Origin of the sequence: Xanthobacter oligotrophicus (assembly GCF_008364685.1) — a bacterium.
Taxonomy (GTDB): Bacteria; Pseudomonadota; Alphaproteobacteria; order Rhizobiales; family Xanthobacteraceae; genus Xanthobacter; species Xanthobacter oligotrophicus.
In genome coordinates this window covers 34824-53060 of sequence record NZ_VTTL01000005.1, presented here as the reverse complement: position 1 = coordinate 53060, position 18237 = coordinate 34824, and the positions used below count along the sequence as shown (strand labels likewise).

Here is an 18237-nt window from a genome sequence, read left to right as displayed (position 1 = left end):
CTCAGGCCGCCGCCGCGCAGGCGGCTTCCCGGTCGCAGAAGCCCGCCACCAGCGCGGCAAGGTCGCGGGTGGCGGCACAGGCGGGATCGGCCACGCGCAAAGCCAGTTCCGTGGGCGGGATCGGCGGCCACAGCTCGGCCGCCGACAACACTCGCAGGCTCGGTTCCCGACGATAGAGCGACAAGGCGCTGAGGACCGCCACGCCGAGACCTCCCGCGAGCGCGGCGTCGATGCCGATGAGGCTCGGGCATTCATAGGCGATGCGCCACGCCCGGCCGGCCTTCTCCAATGCATGCACCGCCCGGTTGCGATAGAGGCAACCCTGCCGGAAGGCCACCAGCGGGACGGTGTCCGGATCCACCGCCACATCCCGCCCGGTGACCCAGACGAGGCGCTCCGGCCACACCGCGAGGGCCGGCCCGCTCGACGGCTCCCGCTTCACCAGCGCGATGTCGAGATCGCCGCGCGCGAAGGCGGCGGCAATGTCGCAGCTCAGCCCGCATTCCACTGCAAGGCGCACGCCGGGGCGAGCGCGGGCGAAATCGGCGATCACCTGGGTCAGCGCGGCAAGCGCGAAATCGTCCGGGATGCCGAGCCGCACCACCAGCGCCGGCGCCGCGCCGGACAAGGCGGCCTTCGCCTCGGCCCCCAAGGCGAGAATCCGCCGGGCATAGCCCAAGAGCCGCTCACCCTCGGCGGTGGGGGTCACACCGCGCGCGTCGCGCACCAGCAGCTGATGGCCGAGCTGGTCCTCCAGGCGGCGGATCTGCTGGCTGACCGTGGACTGGGTGCGGTGGACGCGCTCGCCGGCGCGGGTGAAGCCGCCGGCATCCACCACGCTGACGAAGGCCCTCAGCAGATCCATGTCGAGCATTGCGCACCCATTCGATTATTCACTAGCTAATATCACGACATTCAATTTTTCAATGCTCACATTTCGTGGTCTCTGGCGCAGGCGGGTCCCCGACACGGTGCCCTCGGCGGTGCGAAGGAGATCCCCGTGAGCTTGCCCATCCGCGCCATCGAAGCGCCCCATGCCACGGTCGGCCGGCCCAGCGCCCTGCCGGTGCTGATCATCCTGTTCTGCCTGATCTGGAGTTCGGCCTTCGCCGTGGCGAAGATCGCGCTGGCGGACTGCCCGCCTCTGCTGATGCTGGCGTTCCGCTTCCTCCTCGCCGGCAGCATCGTTCTGGTTGGCTGTGCGATCCTGCTGCCGCGCGAACACTTCTCGCGGGTCACCGGGCGGGACCTCGCCGCATTGGCGCTGATGGGGATCCTCAACAACGCCTGCTATCTCGGTCTCAGCTACGTGGGCATGACCCATGTGTCGTCGGGGCTCACCGCCGTGCTCATCTCCGCCAACCCATTGCTCACGGCACTGGCGGCGGCGCCGCTGTTGGGGGAGCGGCTCACCGGCCGCAAGCTCGGCGGCCTGGTGCTGGGCATGGCGGGGGTGGCGCTGGTGGTGCGCTCGCGCATCGTCTCCGGGCACGAGGACCCGGTGGGAGTGGCCTATGTGGCCGGCGCGCTGGTGACGCTGACCGCGGCGACGCTGCTGTTCAAGCGGGTGCGCACCTCCGCCTCCCTTTGGGTGGGCAGCGGCATCCAGTTGCTCGGGGGCGGGCTCGCCCTGCTGCCGGTGGCGCTGTGGCGGGAGAACCTCGCCGACGTGCATCTCACCGTGCCGCTGGCCCTGTCCGTCGCCTACCTCACGCTCGCCGGGTCGCTGGGGGCGTTCACCCTGTGGTTCTTCATCCTCGGCCGCACCAGCGCCACCCGCGCCAGCGCCCTGCACTTCCTGATGCCGCCGCTCGGGCTCATGTTCGGCTGGCTTCTCCTAGGGGAAAGGGTGCCGCCCTTCGACCTCGTCGGCATCCTGCCCATCGCCCTCGGCATCCGCCTCGTCACGACGACGCCCGGCAAAGGCTGAAATCAGAAGCGGTAGAAGCCGGTGAGCACCACGCCATTCTCCTGCGGCGCATTGCGGGCAAAGACGGTGGACACCAGGGCGACCCCCAGCGTCACGGCCGCGCTCAGGTCGTAGGCGGCGCCGAGCTGGAGCTTGTAATATTCATACGAGGTGCCGAAGTACGGCCCCTCCCCTGCCCCTTCCGAGATCACGTTGAACGACTGGAACAGGACCTGCCAGCGCTCGGCCACCCGCACGCCGAGGGTCAGGTCCAGATGGAACTCGTCCGGCGGATCGCCAAAGCGCAGGCGCTGGGCCGCCTCCACATCGAGAAAGGCGGCCTTGCCGAAAAGTGGGAAGGACCAGCCGGCGAGCAGCCGCAGGTCAAGCTCGGGGTCCTCGTAGCCCACCGCCGCCGCGCTCTGGGAATTACCGGTGCCGGGCAGGCGGCCGACCACCTGCGCGGAAACCACTATGTTGTTTTCATTATAGATCCGTACCCTCGCGCCCGCATCCGTATAGCCAAGCCCGGCATAGGAAGATGGCGCCGGCGCGCCCAGGTCCACCGAGAGCAATTGCGGGGCGACGATGAGGGTCAGCCAGTCGGACGCGCCATATTCGAAGACGAGGGTCGCCTCCAGCTTGTCATAGGGACGGCTGTCGTAGAGATCGGAGGACGGTCCGAATTCCGAGCCCGAATGCACTGCGCTGCCCTGCAGGATGACCTGACCGTGCCCCTCCTCCTGGGTCCAGGCGCCCGCCCCGGCGGGCGAGGGGGCGAGGAGGATGAGGGCGGGTAGCAACAGGATACAGTGCAGAGCCGTGAAGGCGGCAAGCCGGCAAAGCTTCGCCCTACCGCGACGCGGTGCAGCGACAGCCCCTCCCCTGCGCGCTCCGTCTGCGCCCTGCGTCCCCATTTCCGCCCACGCCCCAGCCCGGTTGCAATTATATGCAGGTGCGAAGACGGGTCACCACCTGACGTTAAGTGACCTTGCGTAAATTTCATCCGGGCTTGTCTTGCCGCCCTTTCGCGAACCCACCATATTGACCCCGGATGCGCAGGCGTGGTTTCGGCCGGCTGGCGCGTCACTCGATTTCTCAAAGGGGAACGACGATGTCCGATTATGATCGCAACGTCGCCGGGCGTTTCAACCCGTCGGTGGCACGCTCGCAGGCCGCGATCGACCAAGGCCTCCGTGCGTATATGCTCAGCGTCTACAACTACATGGCGCTGGGCCTCGCCATCACGGGCGCGGCGGCTCTTGGCATTTTCATGCTGTCGGTGACCACCGATCCGAGCCAGGCGGCAGCCCAGGTGCGCGGCGGAATCATGCTGACGCAGTTCGGCGTTGCTCTGTTCACGAGCCCGCTGAAGTGGGTGGTGATGCTGGCCCCACTGGCGGCAGTCTTCTTCATCAGCTTCCGCATTGAGCGCATGAGCGTCTCGGCGGCGCAGATTGCCTTCTGGGCCTTCGCAGCCGTGATGGGCGTGTCCCTGTCCTCGATCTTCCTCGTGTACACGCACGAGAGCATCGTGCGGGTGTTCTTCATCACCGCAGCCTCCTTCGGCGCGCTGAGCCTCTACGGCTACACCACGAAGAAGGACCTCAGCGGCATGGGCTCGTTCCTGATGATGGGCCTGTTCGGCATCATCATCGCCTCGCTGGTGAACATCTTCCTCGGCTCGACGATGCTTCAGTTCATCGTTTCCGTGGCAGGCGTGCTGATCTTCGCCGGCCTCACCGCCTACGACACCCAGCGCATCAAGGAGATGTACTTCGTCGGCGACGACGGCACGGTGGCCGGCAAGAAGGCCATCATGGGCGCCCTCTCGCTGTACCTGAACTTCATCAACATGTTCATGATGCTGCTTCAGCTGTTCGGCAACCGCAACAACTGACGCCAGAGCGTTTTCGAGCGAAGTGGATACCGGTTCGCGTGAAGAAAACGCGTTAACGCTCTAAGGTCGCGGCGGCAGCGTCGCGATCCTCACTCTGAAGGTTTCAGGCCCCGGCATCCGCCGGGGCCTTTTTCGTTTCACACGCCCCAAGGCGTTCTCGTCCGAGCCCGCTAGGCACGCGCCTTGATAGATGATATATCATATTTTATTGAACCGGTGCCGGTGCCGGTGCCGGTGCCGATGCCGCTTCGCACCCGCCGGGCGGGAGGGCGATGGGCTGCCGGTCCCGAGGAACGCCCAGACAGAGAGCCTTCATGAGCGCACGCGAACGCACCCTGCCCCCCGACGCGCGGCCCGCGTCCAACTTCCGCCCCACCGCCGAAACCCTTGCCCTGCTGCGGGAGAAGGCGCGCTTCGTGCGGCTGGAGACCATCCGGCTGATCGAAGTGGCGAAGGTCGGCCACTACAGCTCGGTGTTCTCCGCCGCCGAGATCTTCGCCGCGCTCTATTACGACGTGATGGACATCACGCAGGGCGACCCGCGCCGGCCCGACCGCGACCGCTTCCTGATGGGCAAGGGCCACGCCGCCGTGGGCCTGTTCCCCATCCTCGCCGAGCTTGGCTACATCGACCGCGAGACGCTGGACAACTACACCCGCCTCGGCAATCCGCTGGGCGACCACCCGGACATGCGCAAGGTGCCGGGCATCGACTTCTCCTCCGGCTCCATCGGCCACGCGCTCTCCGCCGGCCTCGGCATGGCCCTGGGCGGACGGATGCAGAAGCAGTCCTTCGACGTCTTCGTCATGCTCGGCGATGGCGAGATGCAGGAGGGCCAGGTGTGGGAAGCGGCCATCTCGGCGGCCCACCACAAGGCCTCGAACCTCATCGCCATCATCGACCGCAACGGCTTCCAGCTCGACGGCGCGGTGGACGACGTGATGGGCATCGAGCCGCTGGACGAGAAATGGCGCGCCTTCGGCTGGGAGGTCCACACCGTGGACGGCCACGACCTCGACGCCCTCACCACCCTGCTGCGGCAGGTGAAGGCCGACGAGGCGCGCACCAAGCCCTGCTGTATCATCGCCCGCACCCTGAAGGGTAAGGGCGTCTCCTACATGGAGACCGAGCCCGGCTGGCACCTCGGCTATCTCGACCCCTCGGACGCTGCCCGCGCCGTCGAGGAAATCATGAACCGCACCATCTGAGCCGAGGACACGCCTGACATGAACCGGCCCCTTTCGCCCAATTCCTGGCAGTATCGCGAGCTGAATGCCAAGACCCCCGGCCTCAGCCATCTCTCCGACGCCCTCATCTCCCTCGTGGAAGCGGGCGAACCGGTGGTGGCAGGCTCAGCCGACCTGCAATATTCCAACGGCCTCAATAAGTTCGCCGAGCGCTATCCGGACCGCTACATCCAGTTCGGCATTTCCGAGCAGAATATGGTGACCGCCGCCGCCGGCCTCGCCACCACCGGGCTCAAGCCCTATGTGGCCACGTTCGCCTCCTTCCTCGGGCTGCTGTGTTGCGAACAGATCCGCATGGACGTGGCCTATTGCGCCCAGCCGGTGCGGCTCATCGGCCATCACACCGGCATCTCGCTGGGCTTCTACGGCACCTCCCACCACGCCACGGAGGACATCGCCACCATGCGGGCCATCGCCGACCTCACGGTGGTCTCGCCCGCCGACGGCCCGCAGCTTGCCGCTGCCATCAAGGCGTCGGCGGACTATCCCGAGCCCATCTATTTCCGCATCGGCCGGGGCCGCGAGCCGGACGTATACCCCCTCGACACCCCCTTCATCTTCGGCAAGGCCATTGAGCACATGGTGGGCGACGAGATCACGATCATCGCCTGCGGCATGACCGTGCATCCGGCGCTTGAGGCGGCGCGGACCCTGAACGCGCAGGGCCATAGCGTGGGCGTCATCGACATGCCCACCATCAAGCCCCTCGACCGCGCCGCCATCCTGGCCGCCGCCGGGCGCTCGAAGGTGCTGATGAGCGTGGAGGAGCACAATGTGCTGGGCGGGCTGGGCAGCGCAATCGCCGAGGTGTTGACTGACGAGGGCGCGCCGGTGCGCCTGGTGCGCCACGGTATCCACGACGAGTACAGCCTGATTGCGCCGCCCACCCACCTCTATGCCCATTACCGCCTCGATGCGGCGGGCATCGCCGAGGTGGCGCGCGAGGCCATGGGCATCCGCGAGGCGGCCTGAACGACGGCACCGGTCAAGGACATGATCCCCGCGGCGGCGCCCGCGGGGACGACACAGGGAGGATCAAGAATGACCACCGCTGAACAGCGCGCTCCTGCCCCCGCCCCCCTCGACGAGCGCTGGCAGCCCTATCGCAAGCCCCAGCCTGCCGAGGCTGTCCCCGAGCTGGTGGTGGCGGCGGCGGTGCCGCAGGACGAGCGGCTGTGGGTGCCCATCGAGGACAATGTGTGGTTCCGCCCGCTGCTGCTGTCCGCCTCGTCCGGCTACTGGATGAGCGTGCTGCGGGTGCGCCGGGCCGGCGTGCTCTCGCGGCATCGCCATCCCCAGCCGGTGCACGGCTACGTCATCAAGGGCTCGTGGCGCTATCTGGAGCACGACTGGGTGGCGAGCGAGGGCGGTTATGTCTACGAGGCGCCGGGGGAGACCCACACGCTTGTGGTGGACCCGCACGTGGACGAGATGATCACCCTGTTCCAGGTGAACGGGACCATGATCTATGTGGACCCGGACGGGGCGGTCACCGGCTTCGACGATGTCTTCACCCGCATCGACAAATGCCGCGCCCACTATACGGCCGCAGGCCTCGGCGACCGCTTCATCGACCAGTTCATCCGCTGACAATGATCCGCCCGGGCCGGCACGCTGCCGGCCCGGGCACCGCGGAACCGGGATCAGCCGCGGCCGATGAGGGGCATCTTGGTGGCCATGATGGTCATGAACTGCACGTTGGCATCCAGCGGCAGGCTGGCCATGTAGACCACCGCGCTCGCCACATGGGCCACGTCCATCACCGGCTCCACCTTGATGGACAGGTCCGCCTGCGGCACGCCGGCCTTCATCTTCTGCGCCATGGGGGTGTCGGCATTGCCGATGTCGATCTGCCCGCAGGCGATGTCATAGACGCGCCCGTCCAGCGAGGTGGACTTGGTGAGCCCGGTGATGGCGTGCTTGGTCGCCGTGTAGGGCGCCGAATAGGGCCGCGGCGAGGTGGCCGAGATGGAGCCGTTGTTGATGATGCGGCCGCCCCGCGGCTCCTGCGCTTTCATCACCCGGAATGCCTCCTGGGTGCACAGGAACGGGCCGGTGAGGTTGGTGTCCACCACCTGCTTCCACTGGGCGAAGGTGAGGTCCTCGATGGGAATGGCGGGGGCGCCGGTGCCGGCGTTGTTGAAGACGACATCCACCCGTCCGAACTTCTCCACCGTGGCGGTGAACAGGGCGCGGACCGAATCGGGATCAGTCACATCCGTGGGCACGCACAGGGCGTCGTCGCCGATCTCGGCGGCGGTCTCCTGAAGGGCATCGAGGCGCCGGCCAGCCAGGGCCACGCCATAGCCGGCCCCGGCCAGCGCCACCGCCACCGCCCGCCCGACACCCGAACCGGCGCCGGTCACGATGGCGATCTTCTTCCCCGTCTTGCTCATGGCCGCTTCTCCCAAGTCCTCTGCCACGTCTCGTCCCACGTCTTGCCGTGCGTGACTGGTGCGGTTTTAAATCGTTTCGAATACCCCCGACAACCAGTCCGGCAGCTTTTTTCGCGTGCCGGAGCGTCAGTCCGGGGCGCGGGCGGCCAGGGCGTCGAAATCGATGTAGTGGCCGGCGCGGTCGCGCTTGGAGGCGAGGTAGCGCACATTCTCGGCGGTGGGACGGCCCAGCACCCGCTGGTCGGAGACCACGTCGAGCCCTGCCGCCTTCAGCGCCGCGATCTTCTGCGGATTGTTGGTGAACACCCGCACCGCCCTGACCCCCAGCTGGCGCAGCATCTCGGCGGCGAAGTCGAAGCGGCGCTGGTCGAGGTCGAAGCCCAGCGCCGCGTCAGCGTCGTAGGTGTCGTAGCCCTGGGCCTGCAGGGCGTAGGCGCGCATCTTGTTGGAGATGCCGTTGCCGCGCCCTTCCTGGTCCAGATAGAGCAGGATGCCGCCCTCGCCGTCGGCCATGCGGCGCACGCTGTCGCGCAGCTGGTCGCCGCAATCGCACTTCAGCGAGCCGAACAGATCGCCCGTGAGGCAAGCCGAATGCAGCCGCACCGCCACCGGGGCGGACAGGTCCGGACGGCCCACCACGATGGCCACCTGGTCGCGCAGGCCTTCGCCGCCGCGGAACACCACGAATTCGGTCTCGGGCGCGCCTTCCAGCGGCACCGGCGCGCGGCCGACGATGGCCAGCCGCGCCACCTGGGTGGCGCGATAGGCCATCACGTCCGCCGCATCCACCGCGAGGAGGCCGGCAACCGCATCGCCCGGCACCACGCACACCATCGCGGCGGGCAGCACGAGGGCGAGGCCCAGGAGCTCCAAAGCGGCATGATCGAGCCCATTGGCCGGCGCCACCGGCGCATCCACCCGCGCCTCGGCGCGCAGCGCCAGGGTCGCGACGCGTTCGGCATCAAGGGTCGGGAGGGATACCGAACCCGCCTGGGCGCGCGGGGCACCCAGCTTCAGCAGGCGCGGCGCCGGCAGCACGAGGCGGGCATCGCGTACCCCCGCAGCGGCGAGAGCGGCAGCAGTTGCGGCATCGAAGGCTTCGGCGCCGATGACCAGCACGGCCGTCCCGTTCGCCTCAAGACGCACGCCACGGCCGGCACGCAGCTCCGCCAGCGCCCGCTCCACCGCCATCTCTCCCGCGCCCCGGCCAAGGCCGAGGCCGTCAACCACCGTTGTCATGAAGACCCCTTACAGGCAGAGGCGGCGCCGCAACGCGCCAGAAAAAGATCCACGAACGCAGCAGGGTCGTAACAAACGAGGGCGTATGGCGTTCCTGCTCCACATGCTCCATCTCTACGGCGGGCGAGAACCGATGGATGACACGACCCGGCGGCGGTCGCCGCATCAGGCGACGACCTCCCCTGAAGTGGCGATATATCATCCCATTCACAAGGGCGAACGGCCCTTCGTGGTGGCCCAGCTCGGCCAGTCGCTGGACGGGCGGATCGCGACGCCCTCCGGCGAATCCAAATATATCAACGGCTCGCACGCCCTCGACCACCTGCACGCCCTGCGCGCCGACGTGGACGCCGTGGTGGTGGGGGTGGGCACCGTCATCGCCGACGACCCGCTGCTCACGGTCCGCCGCGTGGCGGGCCAGAGCCCGGCACGGGTCATCATCGATCCTTCCGGCCGGGCCGATCCGGCCGCCCGCTGTTTCGCGGCGGACGGTGCGCGCCGCCTCGTCCTGCGCCGGGCCGGGGTCGCCGCGCCCGTCGCCGAAGGGGTGGAAGTGATCGCCATCGAAGGCGCGGGCGCCTTCGAGCCTGCGGCCATGCTGGACGCCCTCGCCGCCCGCGGCCTGACCCGCATCCTGGTGGAGGGCGGGGCGCACACGCTCTCGGCCTTCCTGGAGGCCGGATGCCTTGATGCCCTTCACGTTTTCGTGTCCCCGGTCATCCTCGGCGCCGGCCGGATCGGACTGACGCGCAAGGCGTGCGACACTCTGGCGGACGCCCTGCGGCCCGCCGCGCGGGCGCATGTGTTTCCGGACGGGGACGTGCTGTTCGCGTGCGATCTCGCCCGGACCGAAGGCCACGTTGGCGACCTCGACCGTCCGCGACAAGCAGGGAGGGAGGGCCAAGCCCATGACAACCGAACGCATGACAACCGAGCCCAGGACGCCAAAGGCGACGATATCCGATCCAGCAATATCGGCAGCCGACGCACCCGCCGCCTACGTGCGACCGGCTAGATGGCTGCACTGGATCATGGCGGTGCTGGTTCTGTCCGTGATCCCGGCTGGCTTCACGATGATGAACCTGCCGGACGGGCCGGCGCAGGACTGGTTCTTCGACCTGCACCGGTCGATCGGCTTCACCATCCTGTGCCTCGCGGTCGTGCGGGTGGTGGTGCGCATCCTCAACCCGCCGCCACCCCGGCCCGCCAATCTGCCTTTCGCGCTCTGGCTGCCGGCGGAGATCATTCACTACGTCCTGTACACGTTGCTGCTGGTGATGCCGCCGCTGGGCTGGCTCGCCTCCAACGCCTTCGGTGCGTCGGTGCGCGTGTTCGGCCTGTTCACCCTGCCCAATCTGGTGGGCAAGGATGATGGCCTCGCCGACCTGTTCGGCCATTGGCACCAGCGGCTCGCCTATCTGATCACCGCGTTGGTGATCCTGCACATCGCGGCCGGCCTCTGGCACGGCATCATCAGGCGCGACGGGGTGCTGTCGCGCATGCTGCCCCATCTCTCGCGCCGGCAGGCATGACCGTGGGCAACAGGGCAAAGAGGGCGCCACCACGCGACCTATGACGGGAGATGTGAGGGGCCGGCGCTTCGCATGCGTCTTCCGTTGACACGTCGGCAAAGCACTCCTACCACTTAGGTAGCCGGCCGGTTTGTAATGCAGGATGGGTCGAGTTCTCGGCCCCTCCATAGGGGATCAAATCGCATGGCCCTACGCGTGTCCGGAAAGAATATCGACGTGGGCGAAGCCCTTCGTCTGCGTCTCACCGAGCGGGTCTCCGAAGTCCTCGCCAAATACTTCGATGGCGGATGGTCGGGACATGTCACCGTCTCCAGGGACGGTTCGGGCTACCGCTCCGAATGCCTGCTCCATCTCGATTCGGGCGTGAACCTGCAAGCGCATGGCAGCGCTCAGGACGCCAATTCCTGCGCCGATTCGGCGGTGGAGAAGATCGAGAAGCGCCTGCGGCGCTACAAGCAGCGCCTCAAGGATCGTCATGGCCATGGCAACGGCGCGAACGACTTCGCCGCCCAGAGCTACGTCCTCAGCGCCGCCCCCGAGGGGGAGACCGACGAGGAACTGGAAGGCTGGAGCCCGACCGTCGTCGCCGAGCAGGTGAGCCGCCTGCGTTCGCTCTCCGTCGCCGATGCCGTGGTGGAGCTCGACATCACCGGCGCGCCGGTGGTGGTGTTCCGCCACGCCGGGCACGGGCGGGTGAGCGTGGTCTACCGCCGCCCGGACGGCCACGTGGGCTGGATCGATCCCGCCGCCGAAGATCTCCACTAGAGAAAGAGCCGATCCGGCGGCATCGCAGCCGGATCGGAAAAACAGACTCTTTGCTTAAAGTCGGAGACGGAATTACCGTTCGGGTTGAATCGGCCCGAACGGCTCCGGCCAGAAGCCGTTCGGCCCGCGCGCGGGCCGTGGCTTGAGCATGGAGCGCGATCCCATTAATGGAGGCCGCGACGACGACCTCCGGGAGGGGGTGACCCTCCGCGTGTTGAACAGAGACGGATCGGGCCGGGTGGAGAAGCAGAGGCCTGCTTCTGTGCCCGGCATCCGGCTCTCGCGTCCGCCGCTTATTTCGAGCCTCGGCCGCTCGCCGCAGGGATCCGATCCATGCCTCTCGCCGACCTTCTCGCCCCGGAAGCCGTTTTTCCCACGCTGCGGGCGAGCAGCAAGAAACAGGCTCTCCAGGAATTGTCGCACCACGCGTCCGTCCTGATGGGCCGCGACCAGCGGGAGATCTTCGAGACCCTCCTCCAGCGCGAGCGCCTCGGCTCCACCGGGGTGGGCAATGGCATCGCCATCCCCCACGGCAAGCTGCCAGGGCTGACCAAGCTGTTCGGGCTGTTCGCGCGGCTGGAGAAGCCCATCGACTTCGAATCGCTGGATGGCGCCCCGGTGGATCTCGTGTTCCTGCTGCTCGCGCCGGAAGCCGCCGGTGCGGACCATCTGAAGGCCCTCGCCCGCGTTGCCCGCATGCTGCGGGATCCGGACGTGGTGGAAAAGCTGCGCGCCAGCCGCGACGCCGCCTCCATCCACACGCTGCTCACGGCGGCCTCAGCCTCCAACGCCGCCTGACCGGCGCGCGTCCCCACTTCTGAAGACGCGAATCAGCTGCGTGCCGCACGCTCCCGGTCCGATGCGAACTGGCGACGTGCGGCAGCTGACGGTCTCACTGCACGGCTGAAAGCCTGCTCAGTGCACGCTCACGGGCACCAGCTGGTGCTCCATGGCATTGGCGAGGGCCGCCTCGCGGCTGTCGGTGAGCATGATGGGGGTTCCGTCCGCCGCATGCAGGGTGAACAGCTTCATCCCCGGCGCGATCTGCGGCGCCTGCGGGAACAGGGCCTGCACATCCTCCGAGCGGATGGAGCGCACATAGGCGATCTCGCCGCCGCCGAGGACCGCAAGGGCTTCGGGGGTGATTTCCGCCGGGGTGATCTGGTGTTCGGTGTCGTGTGTCATCTCAATACTCCTCACTCCGGGCAATGCGGCACAGCTCCCCTCACGGGCGGGAGACGATGTCGATGCGCTTGGCGTGGCGAGCGGGTTCCGGGCGAACCAGATCCACCGAGAGCAGCCCGTTCTTCAGTTCGGCTCCGAGCACGTTCATGCCCTCGGCCAGAACGAAGGTGCGCTGGAACTGCCGGGCTGCGATCCCCCTGTGCAGGAATACGCGACCCTGGCCATCCTCGACCTGGCGGCCCCGGATGGTCAGCTCCTTCTCGTCGAGGACGACTTCGAGCTGTTCCGCCGTGAAGCCAGCCACCGCCAGGGTAATCCTGAGGCGCAGCGGCTCGCCGGCGGCTTCGATCCTCTCCACATTGTAGGGAGGATAGCCCTCGGCACTCTTGGCGACCCGGTCGAGCGCCCGCTCGACCTCGTCGAACCCCAAGAGAAACGGGGACGACAGCGAAGACATCCGCGACATCGGTCAAAGCCCTCGTCAAGCGACTTTGCATTGCCGGGCGCGCACCGCTCCGGCCGCGCCCGCCGGGGCCCTTACGGCACCCCGACCGACCGGATATGGGATGCAAGTCCCATCCCTGCAAGACGCCACCGGTCGCAAGCGCAGCCGGAGGTCAGGCGGCCCTGCGGGGACCAACGGCGGCGCGGGGTGCGAAGCTGTCGGCGTCGGCCGCCTGCCAGTCGGCCCCGTAGGCGGTCTCGTCCGGCGCCTCCAGCAGCGCGCCGGCGGCGAGGAAGGGATAGAGCCGGTCCAGCGGCTTCACCTCGATGGGGCTCACCCGGTGCCACACATGGTGCGGCAGCAGCTCCCCCGGATGGGAGAGGCCGGCGGCCGCCACCAGCTCCGCCAGCGCATGCACCGTGTGGCGATGGAAGCTCTCCACGCGCTCCGCCTTCTCCGGCACCACCAGGCCGCGCTGGAGGTGGGGATCGTTGGTGGTGACGCCGGTGGGACAGGTGCCGGTGTGGCAGCGCATGGACATGACGCAGCCCAGCGAGAACATGAAGGCGCGGGCCGCGTTGCACCAGTCGGCGCCGATGGCCATGTTCGCCGCCATGGAGAAGCCGGAGGTGACCTTGCCGGACGCGGCGAGCCGCACCTCCCGCCGCAGGCCCGTGCCCACCAGGGCGTTGCGCACCAGGATCAGCCCTTCGCGCAGGGGCATGCCGAGATGGTCGGCCAGCTCCGGCGGCGCCGCGCCGGTGCCACCCTCGGCGCCGTCCACCACGATGAAATCCGGCCGGACGCCGGTCTTCAGCATCGCCTTGGCGAGGGCGAACACCTCGCTGGGGTGACCCACGCACAGCTTCAGCCCCACCGGCTTGCCGCCGGACAGCTCGCGCAGCTGGGCGACGAACTCCATCATCTGCGCCGGGGTGGAGAAGGCGGAGTGGCGGGCGGGGGAGATGCAGTCCTCGCCCATGGCGATGCCGCGGGTCTCGGCGATCTCCGCCGTCACCTTGGCGGCGGGCAGCACGCCGCCGTGACCGGGCTTGGCCCCCTGGGAGAGCTTGATCTCCACCATCTTCACCTGGGGGTCGGCGGCACGCTCAGCGAAGCGCTCGGGCGAGAAGGTGCCGTCGCGGTTACGGGCGCCGAAATAGCCCGACCCCAGTTCCCACACGATGTCGCCGCCATGGACGCGGTGATAGGGCGAGAAACCGCCTTCCCCGGTGTCATGGTAGAAGCCGCCGGTCCTGGCCCCGAGATTGAGCGCCTCGATGGCATTGCGCCCCAGCGAGCCGAAACTCATGGCAGAGATGTTGAGAACCGAGGCGGAATAAGGCTTCGCACAGGCCGGCCCACCCACGCTGACGCGGAACGGCTCGTGGGCCACCGGCGCCGGGGCGAGGGAATGGGTCATCCACTCATATTCGGCGGAATAGGTGTCCAGCTCGGTGCCGAAGGGCTGGCGGTCTTCCTGGTTCTTGGCCCGCGCATAGACGATGGAGCGCTCCTCGCGGTTGAACGGGCGCTCGGAGAGGTCGTCCTCCATGAGATACTGGCGCAGATAGGGCCGCAGCGCCTCGAACATCCAGCGCGCCGAGCCGATCACCGGATAGTTGCGCAGCAGCGAGTGCTCGGACTGGGTGATGTCGAACACCCCCACCAACACCAGCGGGAACAGCACGCAGAACACGATCAGCCACGCCGACTGGTCGGTGAAGGACAGGACGAGGCTCAGGAGGGCGCCGGCCACCAGCGCGATGAAGACGCTGTAGCGGGCGAGCAGGGCCGCGAGGCTGGGGGAGATCAGGCGGCGGCTTGGGGGGGCGGGTGTTGGGGTGGGGGCGGCAGGTGCAGGCTTTTCGGTTTTCGGCGCGGCAGCGTATGGCTCTTGGGCTCTGTGCATGGCGACGATCCTCCCAGCGCCAAGCTAGAGCACTTCTGCGTCCCAATGAATCGCGAAAATGCTCTAGCTGATTGTTTTGACGTGTTTTCATCGCCCCACCTGGGAGGCCGTCTCAGGCCGGGACGCTGGCAGTCTCGGCGAAGCGGTCGGCGAGGGCGCGGACCACCGGGATCTGGGCGGGAAGCTCGCTCCAGTAACGGCGGTGCAACTCGAGGTTCACAACGGTGCCGGGGGTGAAGCGGCAGCGGGCGGCCACGTCGTCCCATTTGATGGCGCCCCAGCCCACCGGCAGGTGCAGGTCGCCTTCCCCAAGGGCCAGGCGCTCGGCCTCGTCCATGGTCCAGCTTTCCAGCGGACGGCCGAAGCTGTCGTGCACGTGGACGTGCCGGGCAAAGGGGGCCAGAGCACTGATCTCATTCAGGAAATCCACCCGCGCCTCGGTGGTGCGCAGGAAGGCGTGGCTCACGTCAAGGGTGGCGCGCACATGGGGATGGTCGAGGGCATCCAGCTCGCCGGCAAGGCGCGAGGGCAACGCCGTCTCGCGCATGGGCTCGAAGCGGAAGATGTTTTCAACGCAAAGCGTTACGCCCACATTTCCCGCCTTGTCGCCGGCCCGGGCGAGGGCGTCGCGCTGGCGGGAATAGGCCACGTCCACATCGTCGTCGCCGCGCACGCAGCCGGTGTGGAGGACGAGGTTGACCGCTCCCAGGGCGCCGGAGATGGCGATCATGGCGTCGAGCAGCGCTTCGTGGCGGGGCAGGCGGGCTTTGGGGGACATGAGATTGATGGCGAGCGGACCGTGCACCGTGTAGCCGAAGGGTCGCTCACGGGTCATGCGCACCAGCCGGTCGAGGCGGTCTTCCAGCACCCGCCCGTCCACCACGAGGTTCCAGGCGAAGGCAGGAAGCTCAACGAAATCAACGCCAAGCCCCTCGGCCTCGTCGAGCTTTGCGGGCAGGTCCTCGAACTCCGGCGCGGTGGCGCGGATGGAATAGCCGATGCCGCGGATCGCGGCGGCGGGCGTGCGGGCATCCATGGTGGATCTCCAGATCAGCGCCGCCGGGCCGGCGGAAACAGCATCGCTAGCCCACCATACCGCAGGACGATGACAGTCGTGCGGGGGATCAGCCCCATATCGGGAGGTTCGTCACCATCGGCAGGGTTCAGGCCGACTTCGGTTCGGTTTGCTCACCCGGCGCGGTGCCCGAACTACGGCGGGGACCCAGGAACGCGTCGAGGAAGGCGTCGAGCCAGCGGCATACCGCCCCGTCATACCGCCCCCAGCCGTCCAGATGCGCCTCGCGGGGCTGGGCGCCGGGACTGGTGAGGCGATGGGCGCCGCGCTCGGTCCAGGCGCACATCATCTCCCGCGTCACCTCGGGGTGGAACTGGAGGCCATAGGCGGTCCCGCCATAGCGGAACGCCTGGTTGGGGAAGGCCGAGCCGGTGGCGAGCAGGTCCGCCCCCACCGGCAGGTCGAAGCCCTCCGAGTGCCAGTGGTAGACATGGCTCGGCCACGGCATCAGGGCGGTGCCGGCCGTCGTGGCCTCCAGCGGGTAGTAGCCGATCTCGCAGGCGCCCGCCTCGTGGGGAGCGACGCGGGCGCCCAGCGCCCGGGCCATGAGCTGGGCGCCGAGGCAGACGCCGAGGCTGGGGGTGGCCGAGGCCAGCGCCCGCTCCAGGAGGCGGATCTCTTCCGTGATGAAGGGGGTCGGGTCGTTGGCGCTCATGGGGCCGCCGAACACCACCACCCCGTCATGGCCGTCGAGGCGGTCGGGCAAGGCATCACCCAGGGCCGGGCGGCGCACGTCCAGGGCATAGCCGCGCCGCTCGAGGCGCTCGCCGATGCGGCCGGGGGTGGAGCGCGCCTGATGGAGCACCACCAGCACGGTGCCGGCGGAAGGCGCCCCACTCAGCGCGGAGCTGTCCGCTCCCGCGCGGTCCGCCGGGTCCAGACCGAGCTGGTCCAGACCCAGCGCGTCCAGACCTGCCGGCACGAAGCCGTCGCCAGAGCTATTCCGGTTGCTCACCGCCAGTTTCCGTCTCCTCCCGGACCTCGCGGCGGATGCGGATGCGATCGCGCGAGCCGACGTTCAGAAGCTCGGCCGCGCGCCACACGAGGTTGTCCTCGAATTCGCTCAGGCCGCCATCGGCATAGGCAACCTCGAACATCATCTCCACGATGCGGCGGCGACCCTCGTCGTCCAGCGCGCGATTCAGCACGCTGGTGAAGGCATAAAGATCCACTGCCTCGGCATCCTTGGCAATGGCAAGCTCAACCAGAGCCTCGCTTTCCTTCGCGTCGAGCCCGAAGCGGTTGGCAAGGATGGTCCGCAGCACGGCCTGCTCGTCCACCGTCACCGCCCCGTCGATGGACATCACGTGCACGAGCAGGGCGGCCGCGGCGAGGCGATAGTCGGTCTCGTCGAAAGCAGCCGCCTCGCGGGCGCCGCCGGTAATGTCGGTAATGAAGTCGGAGAGGGTGCGGAACATGCGCCTTCTATCCTTGGATCGGGGCTGATCCGGCTGTGCCATGCCGCCTTTCGCCGCGCAAGAGTGGCGCGCGCGGCGACGCCCATGGTCCGGGGCAGATACGCCAGCGCAAGCCCGCACCCGTACAAACGACGCCTGCGTTCGGCATCCGGCGCACACAAACAAGGGCGGCGCCCAAAAATTAAGGTTGGAACCCACCCTCCCGGTCAGAGTTGACCCTGCAGCAGCCGGAAGGTGAACGCCTTCCACTGTCTGCAAGATTGATACGAATGAGCGTTCAGATTCGAGATCTGGAGCACCTAGGCTTCCTGCACCATCGGTGAAGCTGTGTTTCCCGTCACCGCAGTCTGGACCATTCGTGCATCCACAATTTCCGTGAGGAGAAAATCATGAACAAGATGCCGATCTACGCTGCCGCTGCGACCCTTCTTCTGTCCACCACCGCCATGGCCCAGACCACGGTCCCGCCCGCCATGCCCAACACCCCGGCCGCGACCACCCCCATGACGCCGGGCGCGACCTCGGGCCACTCGGCCTTCATCCAGCAGCAGCGAGCCGACCAGCATCTGGCCTCCAACCTCATCGGCATGAAGGTCCACGGCGCCGCCGACGAGAACCTGGGCGAGATCAACGACCTGGTCCTCGACCGCACCGGCGCTGTGACGGCCGCGGTGATCGGCGTGGGCGGCTTCCTGGGCGTCGGCCAGAAGGACGTGGCGGTGCCGTTCCAGGCGGTGGAGGTGACCCGCAACGCCGACGGCAAGAACCGCCTGGTGCTGCGCAAGACCAAGGACGAGCTGAAGGCCGCGCCGGAGTTCGCCAAGTATGATGCGGCGCCCTCCACCACCGGCAGCGTGGCCAAGCCGGCCCATCCGGTCACCACGCCGCCCGCCACCACCCGCTGACCGGCGGCTGAATAACGGGCATCCTCGACCGGTCTGCCGGATGCGGATGCCCGGCGGGGGAGACGGGAGCCGGGAGGCTCCCGTTTTCATTTGGCCGCCGGGGGCGTTTTCGGGCCAAGGCTCGGTGGCGTCTCAATCCGCAAATCCAGCGCTCCGGCCGGGCACGCCGTGGAACCCTCTCCCGCTTGCGGGGGAGGGAGAGGGAGTTGGCCGGCGTTGAGGTGGGAACCAGCGCTTCGTCACTTGGACCCGCCTCCAAGGCATGGCCCGAACGCCAAGCGTCCCCGGTTCGACGGACGGTACAGAAGT

Annotated in this window: 20 protein-coding genes; 10 read left to right on the top strand and 10 right to left on the bottom strand. The window is 68.1% G+C overall.

The features are described from left to right. Position 1 precedes the first annotated feature (1 nt). Entirely contained in the window at positions 2-874 is an 873-nt protein-coding gene (locus tag FZ033_RS09185) for a LysR substrate-binding domain-containing protein (protein ID WP_210247877.1), read from the bottom strand. A 126-nt stretch (positions 875-1000) separates the two neighbouring features. Here FZ033_RS09185 and FZ033_RS09180 point away from each other — a divergent pair, with 126 nt between their 5' ends. Next, on the top strand, positions 1001-1930 hold the full coding sequence (locus FZ033_RS09180; protein WP_149575856.1) for a DMT family transporter: 930 nt from the start codon (positions 1001-1003) through the stop codon (positions 1928-1930). A gap of 2 nt (positions 1931-1932) precedes the next feature. Here the strand turns inward: FZ033_RS09180 and FZ033_RS09175 are convergent, their stop codons facing one another. Continuing rightward, complete coding sequence (locus FZ033_RS09175; RefSeq protein WP_149575855.1) at positions 1933-2712, bottom strand: transporter; 780 nt, start codon at positions 2710-2712, stop codon at positions 1933-1935. Between the two features lie 311 nt (positions 2713-3023). Between FZ033_RS09175 and FZ033_RS09170 the strand changes: the two genes are divergently transcribed. The 4 genes from FZ033_RS09170 to FZ033_RS09155 all read left to right on the top strand — a co-directional run bounded on the left by FZ033_RS09170 (position 3024) and on the right by FZ033_RS09155 (position 6646). Then, a complete protein-coding gene (locus FZ033_RS09170) occupies positions 3024-3809 on the top strand; it encodes a Bax inhibitor-1/YccA family protein (protein ID WP_149575854.1) in 786 nt (261 codons plus the stop codon). A gap of 314 nt (positions 3810-4123) precedes the next feature. Beyond that, entirely contained in the window at positions 4124-5017 is an 894-nt protein-coding gene (locus FZ033_RS09165) for a transketolase (RefSeq protein WP_149575853.1), read from the top strand. An 18-nt stretch (positions 5018-5035) separates the two neighbouring features. Then, on the top strand, positions 5036-6028 hold the full coding sequence (locus FZ033_RS09160) for a transketolase family protein (protein WP_149575852.1): 993 nt from the start codon (positions 5036-5038) through the stop codon (positions 6026-6028). A gap of 69 nt (positions 6029-6097) precedes the next feature. Beyond that, positions 6098-6646 (top strand): 2,4'-dihydroxyacetophenone dioxygenase family protein, encoded by a 549-nt coding sequence (locus FZ033_RS09155; RefSeq protein ID WP_149575851.1) that lies wholly within the window; start codon positions 6098-6100, stop codon positions 6644-6646. A 53-nt stretch (positions 6647-6699) separates the two neighbouring features. On the opposite strand, the gene FZ033_RS09150 is transcribed toward FZ033_RS09155, so the two are convergent. Both FZ033_RS09150 and ribA read right to left on the bottom strand, forming a co-directional pair. Continuing rightward, positions 6700-7452, bottom strand: a complete 753-nt coding sequence (locus tag FZ033_RS09150; RefSeq protein ID WP_149575850.1) for an SDR family oxidoreductase — start codon at positions 7450-7452, stop codon at positions 6700-6702. Positions 7453-7578: 126 nt separating this feature from the next. Beyond that, complete coding sequence (gene ribA / locus FZ033_RS09145; RefSeq protein WP_149575849.1) at positions 7579-8691, bottom strand: GTP cyclohydrolase II RibA; 1113 nt, start codon at positions 8689-8691, stop codon at positions 7579-7581. Positions 8692-8878: 187 nt separating this feature from the next. Here ribA and FZ033_RS09140 point away from each other — a divergent pair, with 187 nt between their 5' ends. From FZ033_RS09140 to ptsN, 4 genes are all read left to right on the top strand, one after another. Beyond that, on the top strand, positions 8879-9706 hold the full coding sequence (locus tag FZ033_RS09140; protein ID WP_232847397.1) for a RibD family protein: 828 nt from the start codon (positions 8879-8881) through the stop codon (positions 9704-9706). Positions 9707-9722: 16 nt separating this feature from the next. Further along, a complete protein-coding gene (locus FZ033_RS09135; protein ID WP_232847396.1) occupies positions 9723-10223 on the top strand; it encodes a cytochrome b in 501 nt (166 codons plus the stop codon). A 183-nt stretch (positions 10224-10406) separates the two neighbouring features. Beyond that, positions 10407-10988 (top strand): ribosome hibernation-promoting factor, HPF/YfiA family, encoded by a 582-nt coding sequence (gene hpf, locus FZ033_RS09130; RefSeq protein ID WP_149575847.1) that lies wholly within the window; start codon positions 10407-10409, stop codon positions 10986-10988. Positions 10989-11321: 333 nt separating this feature from the next. Then, complete coding sequence (gene ptsN, locus FZ033_RS09125; protein WP_149575846.1) at positions 11322-11786, top strand: PTS IIA-like nitrogen regulatory protein PtsN; 465 nt, start codon at positions 11322-11324, stop codon at positions 11784-11786. Positions 11787-11903: 117 nt separating this feature from the next. Here ptsN and FZ033_RS09120 read toward each other — a convergent pair whose 3' ends face one another. The 6 genes from FZ033_RS09120 to FZ033_RS09095 all read right to left on the bottom strand — a co-directional run bounded on the left by FZ033_RS09120 (position 11904) and on the right by FZ033_RS09095 (position 17023). Next, positions 11904-12173, bottom strand: a complete 270-nt coding sequence (locus FZ033_RS09120; protein ID WP_138401485.1) for a BQ00720 family protein — start codon at positions 12171-12173, stop codon at positions 11904-11906. A gap of 40 nt (positions 12174-12213) precedes the next feature. Next, positions 12214-12639 carry an Hsp20 family protein gene (locus FZ033_RS09115; RefSeq protein WP_012114056.1) on the bottom strand — a complete coding sequence of 142 codons (426 nt, stop codon included), beginning with the start codon at positions 12637-12639 and terminating at the stop codon, positions 12214-12216. A gap of 151 nt (positions 12640-12790) precedes the next feature. Continuing rightward, positions 12791-14530 carry an FMN-binding glutamate synthase family protein gene (locus tag FZ033_RS09110; RefSeq protein ID WP_149575845.1) on the bottom strand — a complete coding sequence of 580 codons (1740 nt, stop codon included), beginning with the start codon at positions 14528-14530 and terminating at the stop codon, positions 12791-12793. A gap of 112 nt (positions 14531-14642) precedes the next feature. Continuing rightward, on the bottom strand, positions 14643-15566 hold the full coding sequence (locus FZ033_RS09105) for a TIM barrel protein (protein WP_149575844.1): 924 nt from the start codon (positions 15564-15566) through the stop codon (positions 14643-14645). A gap of 127 nt (positions 15567-15693) precedes the next feature. Beyond that, positions 15694-16446 (bottom strand): glutamine amidotransferase, encoded by a 753-nt coding sequence (locus FZ033_RS09100; RefSeq protein WP_149576133.1) that lies wholly within the window; start codon positions 16444-16446, stop codon positions 15694-15696. Positions 16447-16543: 97 nt separating this feature from the next. Then, on the bottom strand, positions 16544-17023 hold the full coding sequence (locus tag FZ033_RS09095; protein WP_149575843.1) for a tellurite resistance TerB family protein: 480 nt from the start codon (positions 17021-17023) through the stop codon (positions 16544-16546). A 389-nt stretch (positions 17024-17412) separates the two neighbouring features. On the opposite strand from FZ033_RS09095, the gene FZ033_RS09090 reads away from it, so the two are divergent. Continuing rightward, positions 17413-17928, top strand: coding sequence for a PRC-barrel domain-containing protein (locus FZ033_RS09090; RefSeq protein WP_149575842.1), 516 nt, complete (start codon positions 17413-17415; stop codon positions 17926-17928). The last annotated feature ends 309 nt before the right edge of the window (positions 17929-18237 follow it).